Genomic DNA, 25,158 nt, shown 5'->3' with positions numbered 1-25,158 from the left:
GGTAATCCTATGTATCATCAAAATATCACACGCCGCGAGGCTCTTTGCGGGTTGGGTGCTTCGCTAGGAAGCGTTGCTTTTTCAACGATATTGGCTGGCAACTCGGCGGCATCGACCATTTCGGACTCACCGCTCGCACCTAAAAAGCCCATGCATACGGCTCGCGCGAAGAACGTGATCATGTTGTTCATGGAAGGTGGGCCTGGTCACATGGACACCTTCGATCCTAAGCCGGAGCTAAGCAAACGTCACAAACAAGAATCAAAGCTGACCGGCGGCTTGGAGAAAGGCTTTAAGTTTTTCGTCGGTAGCCCCTTCAAGTTCCGACAAGTTGGCGACAATGGAATCTCCATGTGCGATCAGTGGGAGCACTTGGCCGACCCATTCGTCGTGAACGAGCTTTGCAATTACCGCGGATGCCAGGCCGAATCGCTCAATCACCCCGAAGCTCTTTATCACATGAACACCGGCAGCCGCCTCGGTGGAGATCCTGCGCTCGGGGCTTGGGCAACGTATGGATTAGGAACTGAAAACCAAAACCTGCCTGGCTATGTGGTGATGACTGAACTGGCATTGCCCCAAGGTGGCCCTGGCAACTGGAGCAATGGCTTTCTTCCCCCCAATTACCAAGGGACGCGATTAAGACCAGAAGGATCCCCGATTCTCGACTTAGCCCCTCCTTCTTTCAAAACCCGCGAGCACCAACGACGTGCGTTAAATGAATTGGCAGTTTTAAATTCCAACTATCAACAGTCGCTTAGTGATGACGATAAGCGATTGCTGGCACGCATGGAAAGTTACGAGTTAGCGTTCCGCATGCAATCGGAAGTGCCAGACGTTATCGATCTTGCCGGGGAAACAACGGCAACGCACCAAATGTACGGATTGGACCAGCCGGAAACGAAAGCCTTCGGCAGACAATGCTTGATGGCGCGTCGGCTCGTGGAGAAAGGAGTGCGATTCGTGCAGGTTTTCAGTGGCGGCTGGGATAGTCACGACTACCTAGAACGGGGACACACTTCCCGCATCAAGAGTGTCGACAAACCGATCGCTGCGTTGATTCGCGATCTCAAACAGCGAGGACTTCTGGAGGATACCTTGGTGATTTGGACTGGGGAGTTTGGACGTACGCCTGACAACAACAAACGTGGCGGCGTCTACTCGTTGGGGCGAGGCCACAACAACCAAGCGATGACAATGCTCATGGCCGGCGGTGGAGTTCGACCAGGGGTTGTCGGTGCCACCGATGAACTGGGACGGTCGGCGGTTGAGTGTGTTCATCCGATTCGAGACTTGCACGTCACATTGCTTCATTTGCTCGGGCTCGATGACAACAAGCTCACCTATTTTCACGGAGGACGTTTCAAGCAACTAAGTCAATTCGGTGGACAACTCATACCGGAATTGATCTCGTAGTAACGATTCCTAAATGTCGCGTTTTCACCAAAGCTCGACCAGCTTCGACAATTTTTACCGTTGCAAATATTTTCCTGACTTCTGTTTTCTACGAATGGATACGATGAATTGCGTTGGATCACGATCCAACGCAAAGGACGGCAGCCAGGTTTCATGCTGCCTCAAATTCACCAAAGACCGTTCGCCTCTTCACAATGCCAACAGCCCTTCCGTTTTTCGCGATTGGCGATCTACCGGAATCCCTTTTTCACAATGACTTTTCTATCGCTCTTCTTCGAACTTTCTTCCACTCAGGAGATCTTTCAGACATGCCCATCTCACGTCATCGATCTGCTTTCACCCTCGTAGAACTATTGGTGGTCATTGCCATCATAGGAGTATTGATCGCGTTGCTTTTGCCAGCCGTTCAGCAGGCTCGAGAGGCAGCGCGAAGGATGCAATGTAGTAACAACCTGAAACAACTCGCGCTCGGCTTTCATAACCATCACGACACGTTCGGAGAATTCCCGCCTGCATTTCGAGAAGATATCGACGTTGATAGTAATCAGCCAAACTGGGCCTGGGGGGCGTTTATCTCCCCGTTTATTGAAAACGGCAATGCGACAGATGCCGTCAACTTCCCACAAGGTACCGCACTGCAGGCAATGGATGATACGACCATGCGGGCCGTCTTGGCTCAGCCTGTCGACGCATTTCTCTGCCCTAGCGACACAAGTAGCGGAATCAACGATGTTCGACGAGTTAGTGCCAGTAGTGGTCAGCACTCGACGGCACTTTCTAACTATGTCGGAAACCTGACTCACGAACGGTACAACTACAAAGAGTGGGGAACCGGTTCCTGGCAGTTGCAAACCGGCATGATGGCCGCAGGCACTCAGTTCGGCATGCGTGACGTAACCGACGGAACCTCAAACACAATCCTGTTAGGCGAAAAGGTCTTTGAAAACCTTGGCCCTCAATGTGGAACCAATGGAAGTGGCGTTCCCTACGTTGCTCGAGCCGGCTTGCTTTATGTGGCGCGAGGCTCCGGATCGACCAACTGGCGAAGTGCTAACGACGTCACGTTTAATGGCGACGGCGGAATCAACGATTGCTCTATTTGGGAATTCCCACAAGGTGCCTCAAGCCGACACCCTGGTGGCGTCCAGTTCGCGTTAGTCGATGGATCCGTTCGCTTCGTTGCCGAAACCATCCAGCATGCCAACGATGTTCTGCCAAACTCTACCTATGAATACTTGCTGTCTCGCAACGACGGCCAAGTCTTGGGCGAGTTCTAGTTCGAGGTCAATCCATGGCGAACGGTTGTTGCTGGTTCATGTAATCGGCAGCGAAATTAACTGGCAACAACCGCTTCTTTCTACTCATCTCCCCAACATGTGTTTCGAGGATATTGGCGATGCGAACTCCCTCAATCTCATTGTCCATTCTGATTGGCTTAGCACTTGTAGGTATGACTGGATGTTCCTCTGACTCCAGTCAGTCCGTCGTTCAAGGGATTATCACCCTCGATGGAAAACCACTCCCTGGCGCGAGCGTGACTTTTCAGCCTCAGCCATCCACGCCCGGCCAGACGGCAAGAGGTCGCACTGACGAGTCTGGCAAGTACACCCTGAAAGTACGCAATAAAGAATCTGTCGTGCCTGGCGAATATCGTGTTGAGATTAAAGTCGTCCATGAAATTACAAACCAAGAAGGTATGGTTGTAGGCGAGAAAGAAGACCCCAAGCTAAAAGTCGCTCGCCGATTCAATGACAAGACGGAGCTGATCGCGGATGTCCAGCCTGGTAATGAAAACGAATTTAATTTTGACGTCTCTTTGAAGTAGTCTTCGAGGACCAACGAAGTCCTCGCTATGCGTGGTACTTCATGTCTTACTCGTCTGAAAAACGCCCCAATCAATCGAATCGACCTATGATCCAATCAACCACATCGCGTAGCCCTGAATCGCCAGGCAAACAACTTCCCGACTGGCAACAAATCCAAAGCGACTTCTTCCAACGCATGGGCGGTGATCAGCAGCTACGCCATTTGTTTGAACTTATGCCTGGCACGTTCTTTTTCATGAAAGATGAAAAGAGCCGGATGATCTGCGCCAGCCGAGCGATTCAAAAGCGATTAGGCGTCGACTCAGAAGCCGAAGTTATTGGCCGATCCGACTACGAGTTCTTTCCTCCTTCGATAGCCGACAACTTCGTTCGCGACGATCGCAAAGTCATGGAAACAGGACGAGCGATGGTGAATCATGTCGAGATCTGGTACAGCGAGCAGCGTATTCTCGATTGGTTTGTCACGAACAAGCTTCCGGTTCTCGACAAATCTGGCCGCCCAATCGGCGTCATGGGAACCGTCCACAGCTACGAAGGCAAAAAGCAAGAATTGCTGCCATTTTCTCGAGTCAGTGCCGCGATAGAACACATACGCCAGCACTTTCGCCGCACGATCGCTATTAGTGAATTGGCGGAATTGGCCAAACTTTCACCACGACAACTGCAACGTGCATTTCGTGAGACCATGGGAACCGGCATACACGAATTCATTCTTAAGACGCGTGTCGAAAGTGCTTGCCACGAACTACAGACAACCGAGACTCCGATCTCAGAAGTAGCCAAGCAACATGGCTTTTGCGATCAAAGCGCGTTCACAAAGACCTTTCGACGCATTACCGGAGTGACGCCTGCTCGTTTCCGTAAAGAATCAGCTTTACGAAAATCGATTCGGTAATCGATACTAACTCGACAGTACCTAATAAAAAAACCTCGCATTGAGTCTATGCCGAATGCGAGGTTTCTCAATTATCTCAATTGAGTGGCGGTTACTTCTTCAGATGAAAGTCGATGTTGTGCTCACCCGCTGCCACCTCCTGCTGCAACGTTGTTTCGCTGTTGTACTTTTTGGGGACGATGGGCTCACGAGCCTCGATCTCTTCCCCTGGAATATTGCTAATCGGAGGTGCTCCTGGAATCTTACGCGTTCCTGTAATCAAAACCTTGTAATTACCGGGTGGGCAAACGACCTCAAACTCACCATTCTCGATGATTCCAACTCCTATCTCCGAGTTACCCTCAATCGGCTCAAAGAAAATCTGTCCCATTTCGACAGGAACTCCGTCCATCGAGACTTGCCCAGAAATGTGAGCGGTAGAAGAGTGGCTGCCACAGCCGACGAGCAGCGAAAGAAACATTGTTCCAACAAGAGCTCCAAAACGCATGGTTAAAATTCCAATGGGGTTTGATGAATCATTCCTACCTTGCAGCGCGGAGATAGGAGTCGAAAGATGACGCCAGCAAGTTGAGAAGTGGCCTAGAAACCGCTCACGGGGTTACCATCGTTCCGGGCACCCAAGTTTCGATAGGTCGTTATATTGACCGTCTCGGCAATGAATCGAACCGATGCGTCAGCCAAAGTGAATTGAACTCCGCCGGGGTGCATGCTACGGGCATACGTTACCGATGTCTGGCCTGAGTCATCCACACAGGGCGAATGAAGTATCGATCCACATCCTCCTCCATAGGCAACATCGGGGGCTGTTGTGTTTGGGCCTTGATAACTACTGAAAGCGATTTCCATATCGTAGCCATTGAAATAATTCGCGGTTAAATCACGCTCAGAACCGGTTAGAACGGCCGGCGATTGCAGCACCTCACCGAACAGCAACGTATTGGAAGTACCGTCTGTGATGTCAGCGAAATCGTTCGCCGAGCGAACGTAGAAGATTCCGTTCAAATTTGTTCCGCCGCCTGCGAAATCTGTTGAGCCAGCGCTAACGACATAATTTCCTTGTAAACCTTGTATGCCCTGCTTTCCTCCGTTCGGATCGGATGGGCATACCATCCCTTCGACAATCGTGGAACGGATTTCGAGTGTGGCCCAGTCCGGCGCAGCATTGGTACCAAAGAACGGCTTGAGGCGGTCATACAAAGCGACCTGTTCGACGAAGGGCAACATCGTTGGATACCACGTGCCACGGTTCGGGTGACTTCGGTTTCCTCGCACGTCGTTGTACTGTGCATAGGGAAATTGCTGAAACGTATCGTGATAGTTATGCATTGCCAGTCCGAGCTGCTTTAGATTATTGCTGCACTGGATTCGACGAGCGGCCTCGCGTGCTTGTTGAACCGCGGGCAAAAGCAAAGCGACTAACACCCCGATAATTGCGATTACCACAAGCAACTCGACGAGCGTAAATCCCAATGGTCGACGACTCATAAACGGACCTCAGATGAATGAAGGAGAATAGTCAGATCAGAGAGAAGCAAAATGCAGGCATCGAGTGGGAAATCCGAGACCATTTGCCCGATTTGCAACCCAACTCATAAAACCTGACTAGCATTCTGTGAAGAGTTCAGAACGCGTCAACAAAAAACAGATAAAACCCAACAAAATGGTTTGGTCCTGTCCGGTATTGGTACAAATGCGACACGCGATTAATTGAAATCAAAGAGAAACTGCTCTTCGTTTTGGTGCCAATAGAATGCTGCTTGTCGCAGCCCGACCAGGCAGCCTCGAATAATCCACCTGAGTATCTTCGCTTGTTACGCTTGCTTCCGTACCTCACATAGGCCTGGGCACTTCAGATTGGGTTGTGCAACAACATCGTCCCCAACGCCATTTCGCATTTGGGACACTAATCGCATAAAACGGCAGACTACCTCAATCTGCCACAGAACAATGATAGATTTGGAACAGGAACCGGCAGACTGGGAGCACGCGGAGAAAGGTAAGTCCAAACCTCTCGCCGAAACCATACACCCAAGAAACGAAAAAACGCCCAGAGCTCTCACTCTCGGCGTTTTGACTGATGAAGATGGACCAACGGGCGGCAAGACTTCCGCTGGTCTTGCGGTTAATACTTGCCCAATACTTCGCCATCGCTTCGATCGCGTAAGCGACGATAAGTTGCCAGTTCGATCGTCTCTTGTAGAAACCGAACCGATCCGTCGCATTGGACCGACATGATCCCTCCGGGATGCGTGCTACTGCTGATCCAGTCGTGCCCCCAAGTAGCACCAGATCGATTGATAAGCATATTTGCGCCCGACCCACCGAAGCTGACAATGTCGTGAGACGTCACTCCGGGATGCCATGTTTGGGCACTGCTAGCATTACGGGCCCCAATCCATAGACCACCGGAAAAATCGCAGACCTGACCTCCACAGTTCGTGGTTCCCGTTTGCTTCGTGGCACAGGCCTCGCCAACCAGCATCGTATTGGACGTCCCATCGGTAATATCACGGAGACCTAATTTAGAATCCGCCCACATTACTCCTTTCTTGTCGCGAGCCGCGTTGTTACCGGCGTTGGTCTTATAGTTTGATTTACCGAAACCTCCGCGGCGGCTGTTCAGAAGCGGCATTGTATCTGAGGGACAACTGTATGCCTCCAATCCGATTCTCGACGAGTCGATCGGGTCGCTCAGGGTGTCGTCATGATTCTTGTCATACCAGTTGAAAGCAAACCCGCCCGTTTCCGTACCAATCTGATCGTGCAATGCACTCTGCTCAATGAAAGGCAGGATCAGCACGTTCCAAGCAAGCCCGTTTCGATTATTGGCCGAATCAACGTCGGTATTCATATCTGGATTTGTGTCAACAAACGCAGGCGGCAGAATGTTGAACGTATCATGATAATTGTGTATTGCCACACCGATCTGTTTTAGATTGTTCGTACAGCTCATTCGACGTGCGGCTTCTCGTGCCTGCTGAACGGCAGGTAGGAGCAAAGCGATCAGCACACCAATAATGGCAATAACGACTAAAAGCTCCACCAAGGTGAAGCCAAGTTTCCTAGACGGAATACATTGTGTTGGGACGTTCATGGGTAATTACCAATGGAAAGCTGGGATGCAGGGTGGGAGTAAACTAAATAAAGTGATGTGTTGAGCGAGACAATCAGGCCCATGTTTCATCCAATGGGCATTCGCCTCACGGTCGTAACCCACATACTATTTGGAGACGAGACTAAAATCGTGGGTGTTTTCCCCCTCCGTCACGTCGACCGTCAAAGTCGTGTCACGGTTGTATTTCGGAGGAATGGGATCGCGGTATCCCGGTCCCGGAGGTGCATCCATAACCGTTTCAATTCGAACCTTGTTGGTACCAACTTCGGCACCCATCACTCCGTCACGATATTTGAGTTCGTAGTGCCCTTGTTCGTCCGTCTTGGCAAACGATACTTGCCCACCTTCCGATTCAAAGGAAACGGAAACATTTGCCAAAGGCTTATCATTCAGGGTGACGGTTCCGCTTACTTCTCCGAGGTTAGGCAGATTGTCATCTCGACTGGCGCAGCCTTGATGGAACATCATCGCAAATAGAAACCAAAGGAAAACAAATGCTGACTTCTGCATGGGGTGAGACTCGTAACGGCAGGGCAAATAACTTTAGACCGCAAGAAGGGTACGGTCGAGCCATACCATAGTACTTCAATCGGAATTACCTGTAAAGTATGAAAAAACCGCCTTGCCTCCGGCAAGTCAGGCCTGATAGACGCATAGTTAGTGATATGCGAGATTTGCTATTCTCTCTGTCTTAGGTAATTGATCTTATCGAGCGCTTTCCCATGCCGTGGATCGAGCTCAGAGCATTTCTGATATGCTTTCGTGGCCTCATCAAGTTGATCTAAATGAAAATACATCTCTCCGAGGTAATACCATGCATCGGCAGAGTCAGGATTGATATCGATCGCTTGTTGAAACTTGGGAATGGCTGAGCGGAGTCGGTTTCGACGATAGTGTTCCAGACCTTGTTTAAATGCCACCTGACTGCGATGGAAGCTCTGCCCTACACTTCCGTGATCGGCAAGCTTCTCGTGAAGCGAAATACTTGGATTCAGCCTTAACGCACGTTGCCAGCATTCAATGGCCTGGGTTGGGTCATTCAACAACAGGTAGGCATCGCCAGCAGCCTCTAAGGTAATCGCGTCAACTCGGCCTTCGGATTTCAATTTCGCCACGAGGTCGAGAACCTCTTGCGGCTGCTGCTTATGGATCATTGCTTGTAACATGGCATCGACAAACGGTTTGGCAGCGAACACGCTTGAATCGCCAATCACGGAAAACACTTCATGAGCAATGACTTCAACCCGGTCCCAGTCTTCATCTTCGCGAGCTTCTGTCAGATCGGTAACACGGGCATCGATTCCGGTCTGAGCGTTTAGCGGAGCGACGTAGTCTGTATTGAAGTTCAGCGAAACGAGATAGGCAGAGCGGTCCACCATTGACTTGGCCTTAAAAGCGGCTCGTCGATCGCCCAGGGCATCTTGGGCACGCTGGTCGAGAAAGTGAAACCCTAGGGAGAACGGAATGTTTGCCAGATTTTCGCGAATCAAAGGCAGCGCCTTTTCGGCATTTCCGGAGCGAATCCATAGCTTTGCCTGCTGATAATCGGCTGCCGGATAGCCTGAATTCTGCTGAAACAGCAGATGGGCCTGTTCTTCATCCTCCATTCGAAGCGAGTTTCGCCCCATGGCATACAAAGCATAGACTTGCATCGCTTGCTCTTCAGGAGTCAGCGCTGCCCCTTGTACGACCTTGCCATAGGCGACATTGCTTTCCTCCATACGGCCAGTCCTATCGAGGCAAAACGCGAAACCGAATTGCGACTTTAGATGGGAACGATCTTCTCGAAGCGATTGCCGAAAGGCCAACTCGGCATGAGAGTAAAATCCCTTTCCCAGCAAACCTTCACCCAAGCGATACCATTGATCAACGCTGCCATCCTGCGCATCATCCGCAAGCACTTCAAGCTGTGGGATGATTGAAGGATCGTTAAGTTGCTCTTTGGGCAACAGCGGAATGGTAGTGGCTACCTCTTGCCGTAAGTAAATGCCTGCTGCCACTAATTCGACCAACACGATAGCAACAAGAATTGTGATAGAAACCCTCATGGCTTAGCCTCAAAGCGATTGAGCCAGGTACTGATTCTCCCCAACTTCCGATGAGGGCGTCGAACATTGAGACTGCCAGCAGCAATGTCAGGCAGTCCATCACCGTCCAGGTCCCCCGTAGCAACAGTTACCAAGTGCAGAGGGGCCGCGGCAATTTGCCAAGTCTTGAAGTTTTGCTGCCCATCATTTTCCAACCAGACAATGCTGGCGTTATTCGGCTCAAGCCAGTTATTGGTCAAGCTCACTAACACAATATCCTCGTTTCCGTCGCCGTTAAGGTCATCCACAGCAGCGGCGTAAGTGCCCCCTAAATCGGATATGCGATGAGGTTCAAACTGCCAATCACCACAGTTTTCAAACCAGTAGCAACCATGGTATGGCTGCGGGTAGGCATCGAAGTCTTCCAGGTTGTCTCCTACCGGTAAAACCAAATCCAAGTCGCCATCCTGATCCAGATCGCATTGAACCAACCCGGCACTTCCCAGGTCAGGATTGATTGTCATCCAGAGTCGTCGTTTTTTAAACTCACCATCTCCTAGGTTCTCCAGGCCCCATAGCTCTTCTTCATCTTGGGTCACAATCGCGGCAATGTCGAGATCGCCATCCTGATCGTAGTCGCCAACCGGTACGTGAATGGTGCCAGGCCCGCTCAGAAGTTCATGATCGCGAAACTTGAAATCTCCCTGGTTTTCCAGCCAAAGCACACTTCCCCGAGAGTACCCAAACACGGCCACCGCAAGATCGAGATCGTCGTCTCCATCGAAGTCTCCAAACTGCACGTCGGCAACACGCCGCACGTCGTCGAGGATCACATGCCGGCGGAATTCCCCGTCGATGTTCTCAAACAATTCGACCCGGCCAATGACATGATCGTCAGGCATGATATTACCTAAAACCGAGACAATAAGGTCATTGTCGTTATCTTGATCGATATCGACGACCGTCGCGTGGGCCGGCGCGGCGACATCGGCAACCAGCGTCGATTCAATCCAGCTGCCATCGTTATCACGTTCAACCAGAAGGACCCGACTTCCGAGGGCATCACATACCAGCAAATCGTTAACTCCATCTCTATTGAAGTCAACGATTTGAACATTTGTGATTTGGGGAAGCCCCATGACTTCCGCCTGAGTAGGCTGGTACTCGAAGGGCAATTCCGAAGGACTGTATGAGTCTATTTTCGAGTAGAGTTCATCAGAATCTAACGGCGTCCTCAGTGATGGCCCCACAAGCACGGCAATTAAAGGAATAGCTAAAGCTAAGAGAATTAAGGCACTAAGACGAAAAAGCATGAGCAAGAGGTGGTCCCGAAAGTATCCAAAATAGCCACATCAATGGAACGAGATGGTGAGCAGCAAAGCGAGGTGAGTCCTGGATTTTGCCAGATCAGCGTAGAGGTAGACAAGCCTAGTACGTCACGGCCTACCGGTCATCCAACACAAACGCTTACGTCGAACGAATCATGCAGACGCTGCAGACGGAATGTCTGGATCACTTCATCGTCTTTGGCGAACAGCACATGGACCACCTGGTGCAGGAGTTCGTAACACACTATCACGAGGAGCGGCCGCACCAGGTTAAAGAGAATGATCTGCTGATTCCGGATGATGTGCCTACGGCTGGCATTCTATCGATCAGCTCCGTCAATTGTCGCGAACGTCTGGGCGGTGTACTGAAACACAATCAACGCCAAGCGGGGTGAAGTCGTTCGCGAAGACTCATCCTCCTCGACAATCAACCTACCCACCGTGCCCCCTGCTGCGCTCATGCTTGCGCCACTGTCCGAAAGTCTTGGCTATCGCAAACTCACTCTGGTACAGCATTGATAATTAGATGGATTGGTAACCGCGATAATCTAGTGATCAATTCGTGCTCGAGGCAACAAGAATTTATAAGACGACCGGGAATTACCGCTAAGTAGCAGATAATATCCATTCTCAAATCACACGATTCATTAAGTGCCAACACTTTGGAATTCTCAAGTATTTCCAATAGTGTTTCTACACACTTATCGAGCCCCATGGGATCCGAAGTCTCGGCATCAAAAAAACAAATTGAGTCTTCGTGAGTTTTACTATTCTTTGATTGTCTACTTATCGGATCTCCCTTGCGAATCGCCTTGCTAGGTACGGCGTTTATCAACGACGAAATATCGTCGACCCGCAAAGTTTCTGAATAGACACGCAATATAGCCCTGTTCTTAGTGCTCATATGACCTAATTCAAATAATCCAAGATATTGCCAATTGAATCTCCAAGACCGCCACCCGGAACCTTCGGGTAACCCGGCAGTTAACCCAAGTAGGCTATCCAAGAGAGAGCGCGAGAGTCTATCCGCCGAGAGTGGCAGATTGTCTTTAACAGCCGCGTCCGTGCGATCGATAGAGAACTCTCCCCGAGCCCCCGCCAAGACGCAACTCGCTACCAGATAACCCCAAACGAAAAAACGCCCAGAGCTCTCACTCTCGGCGTTCGTCGTTAACTGGTTTGTCGGCGGAAAATCCGCCCAAAAGAAAGGCTCCCCCGGCAGGACTCGAACCTGCGACAAGGCGGTTAACAGCCGCCTGCTCTACCAACTGAGCTACAGGGGATCAGAGGAACAGCTAAGTTTACTTTTTTCCTTCGCCCTTTCAAGGGCACCTAAGAGGAAAGTTTTGGGCGTCTTTACTTAGGCTGGTAGGTTTGTATCGATGGAGGCGGGAGCCGAGTCAGAGGTTCGCGGTTTCCACCTGCTTGGCAGCCGAAAATGGTGGTTACGAACGGACTTTTACCATCCGGATCGAGTTTCCCTTTTCGTTGTACTCGACTTCGCTCATGTAGGCTTTGATCAACATGACACCGCGGCCGGACGGGACATCCAGGTTTTCGTCCAGGGTCGGATCCGGAACGGCATCTGGCTTAAAACCAGGCCCTTCGTCGGTAATGTGAATCATGACGCGTTCTTTGCCAACACGCATGTCGACTTCGACGGACTTGTTAGGGTCCTGTTTGTTCCCGTGCTTGATTGCATTAACAATCGCTTCTTCCGCGGCCAAATGAATCCCGAAAGAATCGTGCGAAGCCCATTCAGCGCGGTCCAATTGCGATAGCAGTTCTTTGATAAGACGCTGACCTTCCGCCGTATCGCTAGGAATGGTTTCCTTGTTGGACCACAGCCAGTTGTTGTCGTCGCCCATAACTAAGCGCAATCACGAATGGGAGGAGTATTACCGGAAAAGCCAATCAGAAACGCCTTCTTCCTGACTGATGTCCGCTGGCCGCTAGACACCTCGCCAAAAGACGGGTGATAGCACTAGTTTATCGTTAAATACCAATCGCTGGAAACAACACCATCGTTGTTAACCACGAAAGGCTGCCAATGCATCAGGCACATCATCCTTAATATCAAAGAGCTTATTCAGCCGGGTAATGGCAAATACTTCCATAATCTCCGGTCGAATGTTGCTCATTTTAAGGTGTCCATCTTGCTGTTTGACCTGTTTATCGAGGCTAATCAGCTTGCCCAACGCAGAACTCGATAGGAATTCGACGTGGGAGAAGTTCAGCAAAATGCTTCGCTTCTTATCGACCTCGACCAGATCGCTAAACTCTTGCCCAATCTCTTGAATCTGGACGTCATCCAGGATCTTGCGATCCTTGAACTCGACAACGGTAACGTCCTCCACCTCGGATACTTTGAGGCGTTTATGGTCCGACATTGCTTTTGTTTCCTTTACCTGAAGACTTCGCAGAATTCTAATGCAGCGGGAATTGCGAACACAAAGGAAAAATACGCATTCTGAGAATCTTACAGGCCACGACAGCGCCAGAATCGTCTCAAACGCTAAACCCTATAATACTTTTCACTTACGCACTGTCAACGACAAAAGGAGATGTCAGGCTAGCGTCCTACTGTTTATTCCCCGCGTTTGCCGCTCAGAACGACGTGCTTCATTAGCAGATAATTGCTACCACGGTACTCCGTAACGACCCCGGATACCATCCAAACGAGCTCGCCTGTCGAGGTTTCCTGAGATTGGACAACTCGCTCCATCATCCGATTTTCTAATATTTTGACAACAACTCCATCGTCATCCGGAATGAAGCTAAGCCGGTCGCCGATCCACTCGAACGTACCTTTGGCATCAACAATCTCGGCTCCTTCCCGTAGACGGTGCTTTTTCTCTTGCTGTTGCTGGGCCAGTTTTTCGCGGTCCGTTATCGGAGCGGTTTGTTCTTCAGATTGGGCAGCCGAAGGTGGCACAATCATGGTCGCGTAGGCCACGATTACGACGCCAAAAATCAATAAAACCCCAGGCACATTTCGATTCATCGCCACGACTCTCGCGCTCGTTTTGGAACTCACAGACCCTCTTCCGGAAAAGTGTAGCTCGCAAATCGACGTGTTGCTTTATCTATGCATCATGATGCCCAAAAACATCAGCAATCGCTAACAAAGACATCTCGAGCTATCCCGATGCAACGCATAACCCGCACTTAGAAAACAACTTAGATCGAACTTGACGATCCTCTTCCCTGTGCTGGCATGACGTCTGCAAATGGAAATGGAGCCCTACTCCTTACTCATTGCAGGCAAGAAGACGATCATGCTCGATACCGCGACTTCATTTTCACTTGCCCCATTTTTTGTGGCGTTTTTGTTCGTCCTGGGTGGCTTTATGACGTTGGCGTCGGGGCATTTGATGGCACAAGACCTCAGCTCATCTGCCATCGTGGAATTGACCACCGCCAGCGGACGCACCTTTCGAGGGTCGATTTCCCCAAAAAGCGATTTCAGCACTGTACATGTTGTCACATCACGTGGTTCGATGTCGATCTCAAGACCGATTGCCTGGACAGCGATTCGCGAACTAACCATCAACGAATCGCCAGCATCGTTTGAGAAACTGGCAACGCTGATTGCGAGAGTTCAGCAAGACGACAACAGCAAAGAACCAACGCCTGGCTATCTAGTAGTCGGCCCTGCTTCCAAACCTGTTTTCAGCGAGCGTCCAGAACCTCGGCAAGAGATAAAGCCGCAGAGTGCTCCGGTTAGCAATCTTTCCGCCTGGGCGACGTTCAAGAACTGGGACCGCAATCCGTCTGTGGATGGACTTGAAGTGACATTCAATGCGGAAGATGCCCAAGGTCTTCCGACGACCGTTCGCGGTCATTTGGAGGCGGAACTATACGCGTTCCAAAGTGCCACGTTCGACACTGTTCCGCATGGACAAGGGGCGCGATTCATCAAGATTGGAAGCTGGAGCATTCCACTCGACAAGACGTTTGCTCGTTACGATTCTCGTGTGGCACGACTTCCCTACCAATCGAATTCGCCTGCGAACGACGGTAGTATCTCCCCGTTAGGAACGCTTGTCGTAAAGTTGGTCGTCCCCGGGCAAGGTACGTTTACGACCAGCATGGAAGACGTTCGTTTACGACCCTACAGTGCGATTCGCGATGCCAATGAATTGCGGGGGAATCCTCGTTATCCAGCAAGCGAAAACCCTCGCTACGCTCCCTATGTAACTCCGTAGGGTTGGCGCAATAGTGCTGCAATGCAGCTAACCAGGCTTGGGCATCGCCAAGCTGTGCAGCACGAGAACCGCTCCCATCGAGATTAAAGCCCAACCGAGCCACTGGGGTGGCTTGATGGTCTTCTTTGCGGAAACGACGTTGGCATCTTCAGCTGCAGCGACGAAAGCGGTCGGGACATCACTCGGTTCCGCTTTTTTGGCGGCAAAGCGTTTGGCCAGGAAGTGACTCGCCTCTTGCGTTAAAGTGACCGAGTCGACCATTCGAAATTGAATGCCGAGGGCCAGCAGAACGACCCCGATCATGAAATATTGATTGCGATTGATTTCCACGGTCAGCTCCGCTGATTCGTTGAAACTCTTAGGTTGGGTGTAAATGACGGAAGGACCCGTCACATCTTTTCTTCGTGATGAAACGTCCGGCCAGTTCAACGATTCCTCTAACGGACAGATCCTTGCTGCTATGCCTAATGCTTCGACTGTAGGGGTCTTTCGGTTTGATGCGGTCAAACCAGTTCCTACCCCCATTTGTCAGCTGAAATGTTCACTTAGATGCGCTGCATATCGAATTCTGCAACCTATCCATGAATGGAACCTGAGGGGCGAGACTCCTCAGGAAGACGAAACATAGTTATCTCACCTGGGAAGAAATTATGAGCACATCCACACCATCCCGCGGTCGGGCACTTGTTTGCGATGACTCGATGTTGATGCGAAAACTCGTGATTGATTCGCTTACCGAAGACGGTTGGACGATCGTCGGCGAAGCACAAAACGGCCAAGAAGCGGTCGAGAAATACCAGGAACTGAAGCCAGATGTCGTCACACTCGATATCGTGATGCCCGAACACGATGGCATTTTCGGCCTGGAACAGATCATGAATTTCGATCCAGACGCGAAAGTTGTCATGGTCAGTGCGTTAAACCAAACGTCGCTCGTAGCGGAATCGGTGCGAAAAGGAGCTCAAGACTTCATGGTCAAGCCGTTCCTGCCTGAACAACTGCAGGAAACGATGCGACGCCTCGTCGATGCAAATCTGCCTACCTAAAGCGAGCCAGACGGGAAAGTCCCTCAAACATCTCAAGTCGATTTCCCGAAAACTCTTACGTGTCTGCCATGCGTGAGAAGAAAATACGCGTAGAAAGCGTTGGCAATTGATGCCGATAGCAGGCTTGTGGCGTTGGTTAAACGCCGCAAATCCGCTAGTCTTACGGAATTGCAATCATCGCAAGCATCGCGCGGAATAGACGTATGGCCCCTGGCGTCCATGAACCCACCATCCGAGAACACGACGACGAACTGAACAGTCTGACGTCGACGAGCTTTATCGGCCTGGTTTTGACGCAATTCTTTGGTGCCGCGAACGATAACATTTTTCGTTGGTTCGCCATTGGCATCGGAAAAGAACAGCAACCAGAGCATGTCGGTACCATCCTAATGGCAGGAACGGCCTGTATGGTCGCTCCTTACCTGATTTTTGCGCCGCACGCAGCTTTTTTCGCCGACCGTTATAGCAAGCGAAGCGTGATCGTGGCTTGCAAGATCGCGGAAATCGTGATCATGATCCTCGGCATCATGCTGGCTTGGAGCGGGCAACTGTTCTGGCTCTTCAGCGTCGTGTTTTTCCTCGGTGCCCAAAGTGCGATGTACGGCCCAGCCAAACTGGGGGCCATTCCCGAGATTCTCAAGACAAAGCATATCTCGTCGGCAAATGGCATAATCGGTCTGGCTACCGTCGTTGCGACGGCACTAGGGACCGTGGTCGGTAATCTCCTGAGCGACTGGACCCACCAGGGAGAGACCAACTTATGGTTGGCCGGCCTGATCATGGTCGGGTTCGCTATCGTCGGTATCGGGACCAGTTTGTGGATTCAGAAACTTCCGGTAAATCAGCCGGGGCTTAAGTTTCCCTGGAACCCATTTCGCAGCGTGGTCAAAGACCTGAAGGCTTTAAAAGTCAACAGCGGCATTTTCTACGTTGCGATGGGCAGCGCATTCTTTTGGACGCTGGCCGCATTGGCTCAGTTGAACATCGATCAATTCGCTGCCGAAAGTGGTACGACGACTCAGGCCGACGTGGGCCCTTTGCTTGCGGTGCTTGTCGTGGGGACTGCAGTGGGGTGCATTCTTGCCGGCTATTGGTCGCAAGGGCACGTCGAGATGGGAATTCTCCCCCTGGGCGCAACTGGTCTGGCCGTCTGTTCGTTTTTATTGTTCCTCTGTCCATCCCCCATCGTCGGTGCTGATGGCAACTGGAACTTTGTTTTCTTTATTGCCAGCGTTCTTTTGTTCTTAATGGGTACGTCGGCGGGCCTCTTTGAAGTTCCCCTTGCATCGTTCCTGCAGCACCGTGCGCCTGCGGAAAAACGTGGCACCATTCTGGCTGCGACCAACTTCCTCACGTTCGGCGGCATTCTTTTGGTCTCGGTGATCTTCTCGATTCTGCGAACGCCAGTTTACGAGGGAGATGTCCGCAACATCGATCAAATCGCCCAACTGGAAGTTTCTCCTGAGTTTGCTGAGGAAGTTACCGAACGCTCTACGCAGTTCCGAAACGACATCGTCGCTGGCCGCAAAAACAAAACACCACTAGAAATCGCCGATGGCATTTCCTCGAGCGACGCAGAAAAGACGTACGCGTTTGCCTCGCTTTTGATGACGCAATTGCACCAAGCGTTCGTCGATCAAAATCCGATCGATCGAAGCGAAATCATCGACAAATACCCTGACCACAAACAGCTTGTGGCGGAAATCTATTTTCAAGCCACCAACTTACCGCTGCTCAGTTCGCGGCAGATTTTCCTGCTGTGCAGCGTGGTGACCATTCCGATTTTGTTTTACATCCTTTATCTGCTTCCGCAGAACTCGCTGCGGTTCCTTGTTTGGCTGGCAAGCGAAACGTTCTACCGCATTCGGGTCCACGATCGCGAAAACCTGCCGGCAGAAGGGGGAGCCCTTCTCGTTTCCAACCACGTATCGTGGCTAGATGGTGTGCTACTGATGCTGACAAGCAGTCGCCCAGTTCGAATGCTTGTTTGGGGCGGCAATTTTAAGAGCGAATGGTTCCGGAAATTTGTCGAGTACCACGGGGCCATCTTGATCGATAAGGGGCCTAAGGGAATTCAACGGGCTCTGCAAAGAGGGCGAGAAGCGATCGAAAACGGCGAACTCGTCTGTGTGTTCGCGGAAGGCGGAATTACGCGTAGCGGTCAGATCCAGGGCTTCAAACCTGGGCTCCTGAAGATGGTCGACGGGACATCAGCTCCGGTTGTCCCGGTCTTTATTGACGAGTTGTGGGGAAGTATCTTTTCTTTTAGCGAAGGAAAATTCTTCTGGAAAATTCCTCGCACCTGGCAAACCCCTATCTCCATTCACTTTGGCGAACCGATCGAGCCTCCCTACGGGATTCACGTCATTCGCCAGGCAGTGCAACAACTAGGAGCAGTCGCCTTTCAGCGACGCGTAGATCGAGTGATTCCTCCAGCCAAGACAATGCTCCGAATCTGTAAGAGACGCCTATTCAAATCAAAAGTGGCGGACTCGACTGGTGCCGATCTGTCCGGCGGCATCTTCCTGACACGCATCCTTGTGCTTTATCGCCTGCTGAATCGACACGTTCTGAAGCCACGAAAAGATGAGCCATATGTGGGCGTTCTGCTGCCACCTTCGGTAGGTGGCGCGGCGACGAATGCTGCTTTGGCACTCGATCGTCGTATCGCGGTCAACTTGAACTACACGACCGACAACGACGTGATGAACTACTGCATTAAAAAGTGTGGTATCAAGTCGGTGCTAACGAGTCGTAAGTTTATGGAACGTTTCGACTGGGATCTCGACTGCGACGTCGTTTACCTCGAAGACCTCAAAGATAAGCCGACTGCTTGGGACAAAATCAGCAGCCTGTTTGCCGCGTTTGTCGTGCCGAGCTGGATCCTTGATCGTGCGTACGGCTTGAACAAGATTGGCCCGAACGACACGCTCACGGTTATCTTTACCTCCGGTTCGACAGGCACTCCCAAGGGCGTTCAACTTACCCACGCGAACGTCTCGTCTAACGTTCAAGCGATCGAGCAAGTTGTTCACCTCAATCGCAAAGACGTGATCATCGGCATCTTGCCGTTCTTCCACTCCTTTGGATATACGGTCACGCTTTGGACACTGCTGGGCATCGACGTGAAGTCTGCCTATCACTTCAGCCCGCTTGAACCGAAAGTCATCGGCAAGCTGACCAAGAAGCATGGTGGAACAGCAATTCTCACCACCCCTACCTTCCTGCGAAGCTACATCCGCAAAGTGGAAGCGGACGACTTCAAGACGCTGGAAATTGTCGTGGCCGGGGCCGAGAAACTTCCTATCGACTTGTGTCAAAGCTATGAAGAAAAGTTCGGTGTTCGTCCCGTCGAAGGATACGGATGCACGGAACTTTCCCCATTGGTTTCCGTCAACATCCCGCCGGCACGTTCGATCGATAACTTTCAGATCGACCGCAAAGAAGGAACCGTCGGTCGCCCCATTCCGAATGTCGCCGCGAAGATCCTGGATCTCGATACCGGCGAAGAAAAAGGTGTGAACGAACCAGGCATGCTCTGGATCAACGGCCCCAACGTGATGAAGGGCTATCTCGACATGCCAGAAGAAACGGAAGCCGTGCTTCATGACGGTTGGTACAAGACCGGCGACGTTGCGATGATCGACGAAGACGGCTTCCTGAAGATCACCGGACGAATGAGCCGCTTCTCGAAGATCGGCGGCGAAATGATTCCGCACGTCCGTATCGAGGAAGTCATCCTGGAAATCCTAGGGCCAAGCGAAAGCGAAGACCTTACGGTTGCCGTCACCGCTGTCGAGCACCCGACCAAGGGAGAACGGATTATTGTTGTCCACACGGCCTTGGACAAAAAGCCGGAAGAGATTCGCCAACAGATGAAACAAGCTGGCTTGCCGAACCTTTACATTCCGTCGGCAGACAGCTTCATGGAAGTCGACAAGATTCCAATTCTCGGAACCGGCAAGCTTGACCTGCGAGGGCTAAAGGAGACTGCCAACGCTCAATTTTCCGCAAGCGGATCCGAGGCAACTTCTCAAACCGAATCGAACTAACGTCGTAGTTCTGCAAATCGCTTGCGGGGCACAGGCCCTAATGCGACCGATGAATCACCTTCGGTCTGCGGTTCGACAGCGACACGCTCCAATGGCTTCGCGGCTAGCGTTTGATTGCCGCTAGGCAACAATGCCGGCTCGCTCACGGTAGCTGCTGCCAACGGAAGTGGTTCTTCTTCACCCTGCTGCGTTAACTGCTGCTGAAGCCCGCGGTCGGCGATCACTTTGCGTTGATAAACGCGTGTCACAACATCGCTAAATTGCTTTCGCACGGTCGGATCGACCTTCTCTAGCCGACCTGCCAGATTGTGCATTCCGGTAACATTGTCTTGGGCATTCTTCGAGATCTTGCCAATGAAAGAAGACGTTTCCGCGAAGTTGAAATCGGCCGTCTTGCCGATCAGTGGATGCAACGTTCGAGCCAGGAAGTCAGCTCCACGGCTCTCGAATTTGACAAATACATCCAGCCGATTGGAAACAAATGATTTACCTTCGGCCGCATTCGTATAACCAGACTGCAAGACAAGCACACAGTTGGCCATGATTCGTTTTGGTGCCAACGGACCTTCGTAATACCCTTGAGCAAAGAAGATATTCGTTTGCCCATCGGCATAGATGATGTCCACATTGCTGACGGTGCCGGCGCCGTCGTTGGCATGGAACGAGGTGGGACTTCTGCGCTGCACTTGAACGTTGGTGATTCCCATTAGCTCCCAGATATTCACGACCACTTCCGGATAGCTGACCAGGAAAGCGTAAAGCTCAGGGTCGCAGTCAATCACTTGAACTGGCAGGCGACGGAAGATGCTCGGATCTTTCACCACTTCCGAAACACGGTTTTGGTCTTGTTGTCGCAATTGCCGGAATGGAATCTGCCGCAGCGCATCTTGCTTTTCTTCCCGGCTGAAGCTGACCAGTTCCGCCTCGGGAGAAACCGTCGCTTCTTGAGCAAAAGCCGGCGATGCCAGCATCAGCAACAGGGTACAGAGGAATGCTGAAACGGCGCACGAAAAACGTGGCGAAACTCGGGGAAGGCAGGTTGGATGGTTTGATTGTCGAAAAATCGGCATGCAAGCATTCCCCCTTGGCGTTGCGATGGCTGAGATGGCCTTACCCTTAATTCGGTTGAATCGCTATGATCGCCACAATCATTCTCAGATTCCTAAACCGAACGCCCTGCTAGCACTGAATCACTTGCCGTAAAAACGCAGATTGGTGCGTACCCTAGCCGAGCCCTTCCCATGTCTATAGTGCCGGAAAACCCGACCCGTCCCATCCGAAGCGTTGTTATTCTGGCAGGCGCAATCTTGCTAGCAATCGGCGTCGGTAGTTTTTGGACAAAGACTTATTGGATCCCTGATCGCTTTGAGACACTGATGCTCGATGCGCCGGAATCAGAAATTTCGGAGCGTATGGGCCACGCATTCGATCATTCTCAGGCACCCTTTCAAGATCTCGCCAAGTGGATGGCATCGGATCGGGCAGTCATTGCTATCGAGGCTTCGCATCTAGCTGAAAGCAAAATCGAACTTTGGAAAACCCAACCAGCATCTCAGATAGCACCACAAGTAATGACATTTTTAGATGCCTTACAGCATCATATCGATCAATATCCACAAGCAACGCGTCATCGCATTCATCAGATGACCCAAGAGATAGCCGGCTGGAATCTGGGAAATGCCACTGCTGAACGTGGACAAATCTTACTAGCCTTAGAAGATCTCATTCGACGCACGAAGAGTTCCGTTCCCATCAACGCTACGGCAGCCAACGATGCGATGCTAAGTGAACATTTAGCAGCTACCGATCAGAACATTATCTCTTCGCACGATCTCACCGCCCAGGTCACTGCGGAGTTCAATTCGCATCACAAAATCGAGCTAAACAATGGGTTGCCATGGACTACAACAGGACTTCCGAGCCTGACACCATCGCAGAACAATAAACCAATCGAATCGAATACCATCGTGCATAACGATTCAGAGGTACTTCCTGCCAACCGACGCGTATCAATCGGGCAGCCTCTGAAACTTCCTACACTAATCGACAATCCCAAGCAGCTTAATAGCGAGATTCGGCCTCCCCATAAGACAATCGATTTCAGCCGGCTCACGACTTTGGAAGTCATGTGGAAGCTGCATGCCCAGTCGACACAAATTACAGATCTGGCACGTCAAACGTTGATCGAACGCAGGTTCAACGAGGACGACTTGGCATTAGCGGCCCAACTCACTAATCCAGATGTTGCCATACGATTGCAACTGGTACAGCGGCTACCATCGTTGCCAAGAGCCGATCGAAAAGACTGGCTCTACTACATGACCAAAGATCCCGACGCGGATGTCCGGTACGGAGCCGCGGCGGCCCTGCTTACTTCGACCGATCCGCGACTTTTAAGACGTTTAAGAGCGGACATGGCAACAGATCCCAGTCCGCGAGTGCAAGCCTTAATTACTAGATGAAAGGCTTTTGGAAGTTGACTAGTGAGTCAGCTTCGAGAGCATTTCCATGGCCTGCTTGGCACGGCCAACGCCACCTAAGCTATCCACAAATTCTTTTGCCGTAATAAGATCTTCGGCTGTAATCTTACCGGTCTTGGTTGGTCCCTGAGCTTTTCGCTTGTCCATCGATTTGATGGTGCTCACATATTGGGGAGTCACATCCTTGTATCCAGACTTCTTCAAAGCGTCTGCAACCACCGAAGGCGAAGCCTCTGGGTTCTCTTGTTGATAGTTGCGAATAGCATCTGCTTTGGAAGGTTTGTTGGTAGCGCGTTTTGCCATACTAGTTACTTTTCTGTTTGAACGCTGGTTCAACTGTTTGGATATGCCTTGCCCAAGGCCCACATTCAAGTCTATACGCCGACTGATAGATCGTCGACGATTGAATATCAGATTGCCGTTAAACCGCAATTGACGGATCTTCGACTCTGTTACTACGGTCAGCTAATTCTTAGTGGAAACCGCTGAGCCATTGGTAATCCGTCAATATACAGCTACATCAATTATGGAATAGCCGCTCTATAAGCAGCAGCTCGGCAATTCCTACAGAAACCGCACAATACTTGCAAGTTCTTGCGTAACATTGAAGTAACATGCTCCTACGTGGTTAATACCGTTTAGTTGCATGCGGGGGTAAAGCTAGAAAAGTTTGAAAAGCGCAAAGTGATACTCGCGCCTGTTGAAAATTACTTTGCCATCACCAGAACCTACCCCAACGGGGGTAGCAGATGCTTTCGGATAAACTGCATCTGATGCGATTAAAGAAAGTGGGGATGACAGGAATCGAACCTGCACTCCTTGCGGAACTAGATCCTAAATCTAGCGCGTCTGCCAGTTTCGCCACATCCCCTGGCTTATCAATGCTCGTTAATTTCCGAGCACTGCGAGTGAAGATCAGAAGTATATCACGACCTCCCTACCGTTGGCAACGTGGCCCCCTCTTGGGCAGTTGCCATAAAGATGCGAAAACCGAATGGTAAAGGAAACCGCCTGGTCACCCCATTTACCTGACCCCATATCGCTCGCTTCTAACTGCTTAATTTGCCATGCCTGAATTGAATGCCATTGTCTTCGATATGGATGGGACCATCCTCAACACGGAGATGCTTTATCCCAAAGTTTCTACCGAAATCCTTCGCCGGCGGGGTCTCCAGCTCACCCAGCCACTAACCGATGCCATGATGGGTCGTCCAGCTCCGGTCGCTTTTCAAGTGATGATCGACTGGCACGACTTAGCCGATTCCATCGAAGCTCTGTCGGCTGAGTCGGAGGAAATTTTCGCCGACATCCTGGAAACGTCACTCGGCCTCATGCCTGGCTTTACGGAACTGTTCAAATCGATTGTCGAAGCCGACTATCCCATTGCTGTCTGCACGAGTGCTCGGCGCGACACGGCAATCGACTTATTAGGCCGGTTTAATATTACGCCGGATCTACAATTTGTAATTGGTGGCGACGAGGTCGAACATGGCAAACCTCATCCCGAAATCTATCTAACCGCAGCCGAGCGCCTCGGGTTTACTCCCCATCAACTGGTCGTTTTCGAGGACAGCCAAACGGGCTGCAAAGCGGCAATCGACGCTGGTACGCATGCCATTGCCGTACCTGGCGACCATAGTCGCAAACATGCCTTCGATGGGGCTCAATTTGTTGCCGATACGCTGCACGATCGTCGCATCTACGAACTACTGGAAATCCCATTGCCAACCTAATCTATTTCGCGTCGATAGTACGTGAAATCAAGATTCTGCCGAAGTCGATTGACGAAACGGAAAGCCCCCCTTTAAACTGCAGGGGTGCATCCCCCATTACGCACAGTGTCGGACACTGCCCTCCCCCGCAAAAAGGATTGACGCGATGAAAAATCTCGCCATCGTCCAAATCGACGACGAAATCGCTTTGGCTCCCGGTACCCCTACCAGTTCCGGAATTCTTCCCAGCAAACTGGCGGCCCGAAAACTGAATTCGGCTCCTCTCGTCGAATGGCTCGTCCGTCGTATTTCCGAAGCGGAATTAGTGGACGGAATTGTGGTCGTCATGCCGGACACTCAGGCCTATCACGACTTGGCCGGTTTGATTCCGCTGGACATTCCTTGCCATTTCAGCAAGAAGGAAACCCCGCTTGCTCGCCTGGCCGATGCTTCGAAGGTTTATCCGTCGGAGGCTATTGTTCGCGTTCCTTTGGAAACGCCGTTCTGCGATCCGATCCTGATCGATCAGCTCCTCATCACCGCCCAACGTCACGGCGAAAAGGACTACATCGGCTACAACCTCGAAGATGGCTGCCCAGCTTCGCAGTCTTCGATCGGTCTGTTCTCGGAATGGATTCGTTCATCCGCGTTGGCCAAAGCCAATGCCGAAGTCAAAGCGAATGAAGACGCCTATCGTGTGGACACTTCGTTTCTCAACTACCCCGAAATGTTCTCGCTGGAAATGCTTCCCGTTCCCGATTCGCTGAACCGAGGCGATCTCCGCTTCTCGGTCTCCAACGACGAAGACTGGGAAGAGCTGCTCGCCATTGTCGATGCATTGGGTGCCGACGCTCTGCAGTGGCAAGACGTCGTGCGAATCATCGATACCCAGCCGACCATCCGGAATCGTATGGCCCAGCGCAACAACTTGGTGGCCTAAACCTGCCCCACACAATCAGTTGGCAACCTAAGGGACGTTACGGCGTCCCTTTTTGTTTGCTAGCACTCTAAGACCGCAAAACCGGAGCAATCGTCAAATTCGACTCAATTTAC

The 25,158-nt window shown here is 51.3% G+C and carries 24 protein-coding genes and 2 tRNA genes; 11 read left to right on the top strand and 15 right to left on the bottom strand.

Annotated features, from left to right (window positions below; genetic code table 11):
* Positions 1 to 9: 9 nt before the first annotated feature.
* The 4 genes from LA756_RS25235 (at position 10) to LA756_RS25220 (ending at position 4,137) form a co-directional block, all read left to right on the top strand.
* A complete protein-coding gene (locus tag LA756_RS25235) occupies positions 10 to 1,416 on the top strand; it encodes a DUF1501 domain-containing protein (protein WP_224437489.1) in 1,407 nt (468 codons plus the stop codon).
* A gap of 308 nt (positions 1,417 to 1,724) precedes the next feature.
* On the top strand, positions 1,725 to 2,693 hold the full coding sequence (locus LA756_RS25230) for a DUF1559 domain-containing protein (protein ID WP_224437488.1): 969 nt from the start codon (positions 1,725 to 1,727) through the stop codon (positions 2,691 to 2,693).
* Between the two features lie 119 nt (positions 2,694 to 2,812).
* Positions 2,813 to 3,241 carry a carboxypeptidase-like regulatory domain-containing protein gene (locus LA756_RS25225; RefSeq protein WP_224437487.1) on the top strand — a complete coding sequence of 143 codons (429 nt, stop codon included), beginning with the start codon at positions 2,813 to 2,815 and terminating at the stop codon, positions 3,239 to 3,241.
* 86 nt (positions 3,242 to 3,327) lie between these two features.
* Positions 3,328 to 4,137 carry an AraC family transcriptional regulator gene (locus LA756_RS25220; protein ID WP_224437486.1) on the top strand — a complete coding sequence of 270 codons (810 nt, stop codon included), beginning with the start codon at positions 3,328 to 3,330 and terminating at the stop codon, positions 4,135 to 4,137.
* Positions 4,138 to 4,228: 91 nt separating this feature from the next.
* On the opposite strand, the gene LA756_RS25215 is transcribed toward LA756_RS25220, so the two are convergent.
* The 6 genes from LA756_RS25215 to LA756_RS25190 form a co-directional block, all read right to left on the bottom strand.
* Positions 4,229 to 4,624 carry a hypothetical protein gene (locus tag LA756_RS25215; RefSeq protein WP_224437485.1) on the bottom strand — a complete coding sequence of 132 codons (396 nt, stop codon included), beginning with the start codon at positions 4,622 to 4,624 and terminating at the stop codon, positions 4,229 to 4,231.
* Between the two features lie 92 nt (positions 4,625 to 4,716).
* Positions 4,717 to 5,622 (bottom strand): DUF1559 domain-containing protein, encoded by a 906-nt coding sequence (locus LA756_RS25210; protein ID WP_224437484.1) that lies wholly within the window; start codon positions 5,620 to 5,622, stop codon positions 4,717 to 4,719.
* A gap of 637 nt (positions 5,623 to 6,259) precedes the next feature.
* Complete coding sequence (locus LA756_RS25205; RefSeq protein ID WP_224437483.1) at positions 6,260 to 7,231, bottom strand: DUF1559 domain-containing protein; 972 nt, start codon at positions 7,229 to 7,231, stop codon at positions 6,260 to 6,262.
* Between the two features lie 126 nt (positions 7,232 to 7,357).
* Positions 7,358 to 7,762: a carboxypeptidase-like regulatory domain-containing protein gene (locus tag LA756_RS25200; RefSeq protein WP_224437482.1), complete on the bottom strand. Its 405-nt coding sequence runs from the start codon at positions 7,760 to 7,762 to the stop codon at positions 7,358 to 7,360.
* A 167-nt stretch (positions 7,763 to 7,929) separates the two neighbouring features.
* Entirely contained in the window at positions 7,930 to 9,300 is a 1,371-nt protein-coding gene (locus LA756_RS25195; RefSeq protein ID WP_224437481.1) for a tetratricopeptide repeat protein, read from the bottom strand.
* Positions 9,297 to 10,418, bottom strand: a complete 1,122-nt coding sequence (locus LA756_RS25190; RefSeq protein ID WP_224437480.1) for a VCBS repeat-containing protein — start codon at positions 10,416 to 10,418, stop codon at positions 9,297 to 9,299. The genes LA756_RS25195 and LA756_RS25190 overlap by 4 nt, the downstream gene beginning before the upstream one ends.
* Positions 10,419 to 10,762: 344 nt before the next feature.
* Here LA756_RS25190 and LA756_RS25185 point away from each other — a divergent pair, with 344 nt between their 5' ends.
* On the top strand, positions 10,763 to 11,002 hold the full coding sequence (locus LA756_RS25185; RefSeq protein ID WP_261362062.1) for a transposase: 240 nt from the start codon (positions 10,763 to 10,765) through the stop codon (positions 11,000 to 11,002).
* 104 nt (positions 11,003 to 11,106) lie between these two features.
* Here the strand turns inward: LA756_RS25185 and LA756_RS27385 are convergent, their stop codons facing one another.
* The 5 genes from LA756_RS27385 to LA756_RS25160 form a co-directional block, all read right to left on the bottom strand.
* The gene (locus LA756_RS27385) at positions 11,107 to 11,511 is read right to left on the bottom strand and encodes a DUF4279 domain-containing protein (protein WP_224437479.1); all 405 of its coding nucleotides are present in this window, start codon (positions 11,509 to 11,511) and stop codon (positions 11,107 to 11,109) included.
* Between the two features lie 306 nt (positions 11,512 to 11,817).
* A tRNA-Asn gene (locus LA756_RS25175) sits at positions 11,818 to 11,890 on the bottom strand.
* Between the two features lie 162 nt (positions 11,891 to 12,052).
* On the bottom strand, positions 12,053 to 12,475 hold the full coding sequence (locus LA756_RS25170) for an ATP-binding protein (RefSeq protein ID WP_224437478.1): 423 nt from the start codon (positions 12,473 to 12,475) through the stop codon (positions 12,053 to 12,055).
* Between the two features lie 162 nt (positions 12,476 to 12,637).
* Positions 12,638 to 12,997, bottom strand: coding sequence for an STAS domain-containing protein (locus tag LA756_RS25165; RefSeq protein ID WP_224437477.1), 360 nt, complete (start codon positions 12,995 to 12,997; stop codon positions 12,638 to 12,640).
* Positions 12,998 to 13,194: 197 nt separating this feature from the next.
* Complete coding sequence (locus LA756_RS25160; RefSeq protein WP_224437476.1) at positions 13,195 to 13,644, bottom strand: hypothetical protein; 450 nt, start codon at positions 13,642 to 13,644, stop codon at positions 13,195 to 13,197.
* Between the two features lie 193 nt (positions 13,645 to 13,837).
* On the opposite strand from LA756_RS25160, the gene LA756_RS25155 reads away from it, so the two are divergent.
* Complete coding sequence (locus LA756_RS25155) at positions 13,838 to 14,815, top strand: hypothetical protein (protein ID WP_224437475.1); 978 nt, start codon at positions 13,838 to 13,840, stop codon at positions 14,813 to 14,815.
* Positions 14,816 to 14,842: 27 nt separating this feature from the next.
* Here the strand turns inward: LA756_RS25155 and LA756_RS25150 are convergent, their stop codons facing one another.
* The gene (locus LA756_RS25150) at positions 14,843 to 15,208 is read right to left on the bottom strand and encodes a hypothetical protein (RefSeq protein ID WP_224437474.1); all 366 of its coding nucleotides are present in this window, start codon (positions 15,206 to 15,208) and stop codon (positions 14,843 to 14,845) included.
* 257 nt (positions 15,209 to 15,465) lie between these two features.
* Here LA756_RS25150 and LA756_RS25145 point away from each other — a divergent pair, with 257 nt between their 5' ends.
* Both LA756_RS25145 and LA756_RS25140 read left to right on the top strand, forming a co-directional pair.
* A complete protein-coding gene (locus LA756_RS25145) occupies positions 15,466 to 15,861 on the top strand; it encodes a response regulator (protein ID WP_224437473.1) in 396 nt (131 codons plus the stop codon).
* Positions 15,862 to 16,064: 203 nt separating this feature from the next.
* Positions 16,065 to 19,913 (top strand): MFS transporter, encoded by a 3,849-nt coding sequence (locus LA756_RS25140; RefSeq protein WP_224437472.1) that lies wholly within the window; start codon positions 16,065 to 16,067, stop codon positions 19,911 to 19,913.
* Here LA756_RS25140 and LA756_RS25135 read toward each other — a convergent pair.
* Complete coding sequence (locus LA756_RS25135; protein WP_224437471.1) at positions 19,910 to 20,983, bottom strand: hypothetical protein; 1,074 nt, start codon at positions 20,981 to 20,983, stop codon at positions 19,910 to 19,912. The genes LA756_RS25140 and LA756_RS25135 overlap by 4 nt on opposite strands.
* 171 nt (positions 20,984 to 21,154) lie before the next feature.
* Here LA756_RS25135 and LA756_RS25130 point away from each other — a divergent pair, with 171 nt between their 5' ends.
* Entirely contained in the window at positions 21,155 to 22,375 is a 1,221-nt protein-coding gene (locus LA756_RS25130) for a HEAT repeat domain-containing protein (protein ID WP_224437470.1), read from the top strand.
* Positions 22,376 to 22,393: 18 nt separating this feature from the next.
* Here the strand turns inward: LA756_RS25130 and LA756_RS25125 are convergent, their stop codons facing one another.
* Positions 22,394 to 22,696 carry a hypothetical protein gene (locus LA756_RS25125; RefSeq protein ID WP_224437469.1) on the bottom strand — a complete coding sequence of 101 codons (303 nt, stop codon included), beginning with the start codon at positions 22,694 to 22,696 and terminating at the stop codon, positions 22,394 to 22,396.
* A gap of 486 nt (positions 22,697 to 23,182) precedes the next feature.
* Positions 23,183 to 23,264, bottom strand: a tRNA-Leu gene (locus LA756_RS25120).
* Between the two features lie 196 nt (positions 23,265 to 23,460).
* Here LA756_RS25120 and LA756_RS25115 point away from each other — a divergent pair.
* Positions 23,461 to 24,126: an HAD family phosphatase gene (locus LA756_RS25115; RefSeq protein WP_224437468.1), complete on the top strand. Its 666-nt coding sequence runs from the start codon at positions 23,461 to 23,463 to the stop codon at positions 24,124 to 24,126.
* A 145-nt stretch (positions 24,127 to 24,271) separates the two neighbouring features.
* Positions 24,272 to 25,045, top strand: a complete 774-nt coding sequence (locus LA756_RS25110; protein WP_224437467.1) for a hypothetical protein — start codon at positions 24,272 to 24,274, stop codon at positions 25,043 to 25,045.
* Positions 25,046 to 25,158 lie beyond the last annotated feature (113 nt).

Origin of the sequence: Bremerella sp. TYQ1 (assembly GCF_020150455.1) — a bacterium.
Classification (GTDB): domain Bacteria; phylum Planctomycetota; class Planctomycetia; order Pirellulales; family Pirellulaceae; genus Bremerella; species Bremerella volcania_A.
This window is presented reverse-complemented; position numbering and strand designations above follow the sequence as displayed.

What these genes read in the sequence shown, in the direction of transcription:
- LA756_RS25135 (WP_224437471.1), bottom strand. Translation starts at nt 20,983, where the DNA reads ATGCCGATTTTTCGACAATCAAACCATCCAACCTGCCTTCCCCGAGTT.
- LA756_RS25220 (WP_224437486.1), top strand. Translation starts at nt 3,328, where the DNA reads ATGATCCAATCAACCACATCGCGTAGCCCTGAATCGCCAGGCAAACAA.
- LA756_RS25125 (WP_224437469.1), bottom strand. Translation starts at nt 22,696, where the DNA reads ATGGCAAAACGCGCTACCAACAAACCTTCCAAAGCAGATGCTATTCGC.
- LA756_RS25140 (WP_224437472.1), top strand. Translation starts at nt 16,065, where the DNA reads ATGGCCCCTGGCGTCCATGAACCCACCATCCGAGAACACGACGACGAA.
- LA756_RS25170 (WP_224437478.1), bottom strand. Translation starts at nt 12,475, where the DNA reads ATGGGCGACGACAACAACTGGCTGTGGTCCAACAAGGAAACCATTCCT.
- LA756_RS25210 (WP_224437484.1), bottom strand. Translation starts at nt 5,622, where the DNA reads ATGAGTCGTCGACCATTGGGATTTACGCTCGTCGAGTTGCTTGTGGTA.
- LA756_RS25165 (WP_224437477.1), bottom strand. Translation starts at nt 12,997, where the DNA reads ATGTCGGACCATAAACGCCTCAAAGTATCCGAGGTGGAGGACGTTACC.
- LA756_RS25145 (WP_224437473.1), top strand. Translation starts at nt 15,466, where the DNA reads ATGAGCACATCCACACCATCCCGCGGTCGGGCACTTGTTTGCGATGAC.
- LA756_RS25200 (WP_224437482.1), bottom strand. Translation starts at nt 7,762, where the DNA reads ATGCAGAAGTCAGCATTTGTTTTCCTTTGGTTTCTATTTGCGATGATG.
- LA756_RS25185 (WP_261362062.1), top strand. Translation starts at nt 10,763, where the DNA reads ATGCAGACGCTGCAGACGGAATGTCTGGATCACTTCATCGTCTTTGGC.
- LA756_RS25130 (WP_224437470.1), top strand. Translation starts at nt 21,155, where the DNA reads ATGTCTATAGTGCCGGAAAACCCGACCCGTCCCATCCGAAGCGTTGTT.
- LA756_RS25225 (WP_224437487.1), top strand. Translation starts at nt 2,813, where the DNA reads ATGCGAACTCCCTCAATCTCATTGTCCATTCTGATTGGCTTAGCACTT.
- LA756_RS25235 (WP_224437489.1), top strand. Translation starts at nt 10, where the DNA reads ATGTATCATCAAAATATCACACGCCGCGAGGCTCTTTGCGGGTTGGGT.
- LA756_RS27385 (WP_224437479.1), bottom strand. Translation starts at nt 11,511, where the DNA reads ATGAGCACTAAGAACAGGGCTATATTGCGTGTCTATTCAGAAACTTTG.
- LA756_RS25215 (WP_224437485.1), bottom strand. Translation starts at nt 4,624, where the DNA reads ATGCGTTTTGGAGCTCTTGTTGGAACAATGTTTCTTTCGCTGCTCGTC.
- LA756_RS25195 (WP_224437481.1), bottom strand. Translation starts at nt 9,300, where the DNA reads ATGAGGGTTTCTATCACAATTCTTGTTGCTATCGTGTTGGTCGAATTA.
- LA756_RS25205 (WP_224437483.1), bottom strand. Translation starts at nt 7,231, where the DNA reads ATGAACGTCCCAACACAATGTATTCCGTCTAGGAAACTTGGCTTCACC.
- LA756_RS25230 (WP_224437488.1), top strand. Translation starts at nt 1,725, where the DNA reads ATGCCCATCTCACGTCATCGATCTGCTTTCACCCTCGTAGAACTATTG.
- LA756_RS25155 (WP_224437475.1), top strand. Translation starts at nt 13,838, where the DNA reads ATGGAAATGGAGCCCTACTCCTTACTCATTGCAGGCAAGAAGACGATC.
- LA756_RS25115 (WP_224437468.1), top strand. Translation starts at nt 23,461, where the DNA reads ATGCCTGAATTGAATGCCATTGTCTTCGATATGGATGGGACCATCCTC.
- LA756_RS25190 (WP_224437480.1), bottom strand. Translation starts at nt 10,418, where the DNA reads ATGGGGCTTCCCCAAATCACAAATGTTCAAATCGTTGACTTCAATAGA.
- LA756_RS25110 (WP_224437467.1), top strand. Translation starts at nt 24,272, where the DNA reads ATGAAAAATCTCGCCATCGTCCAAATCGACGACGAAATCGCTTTGGCT.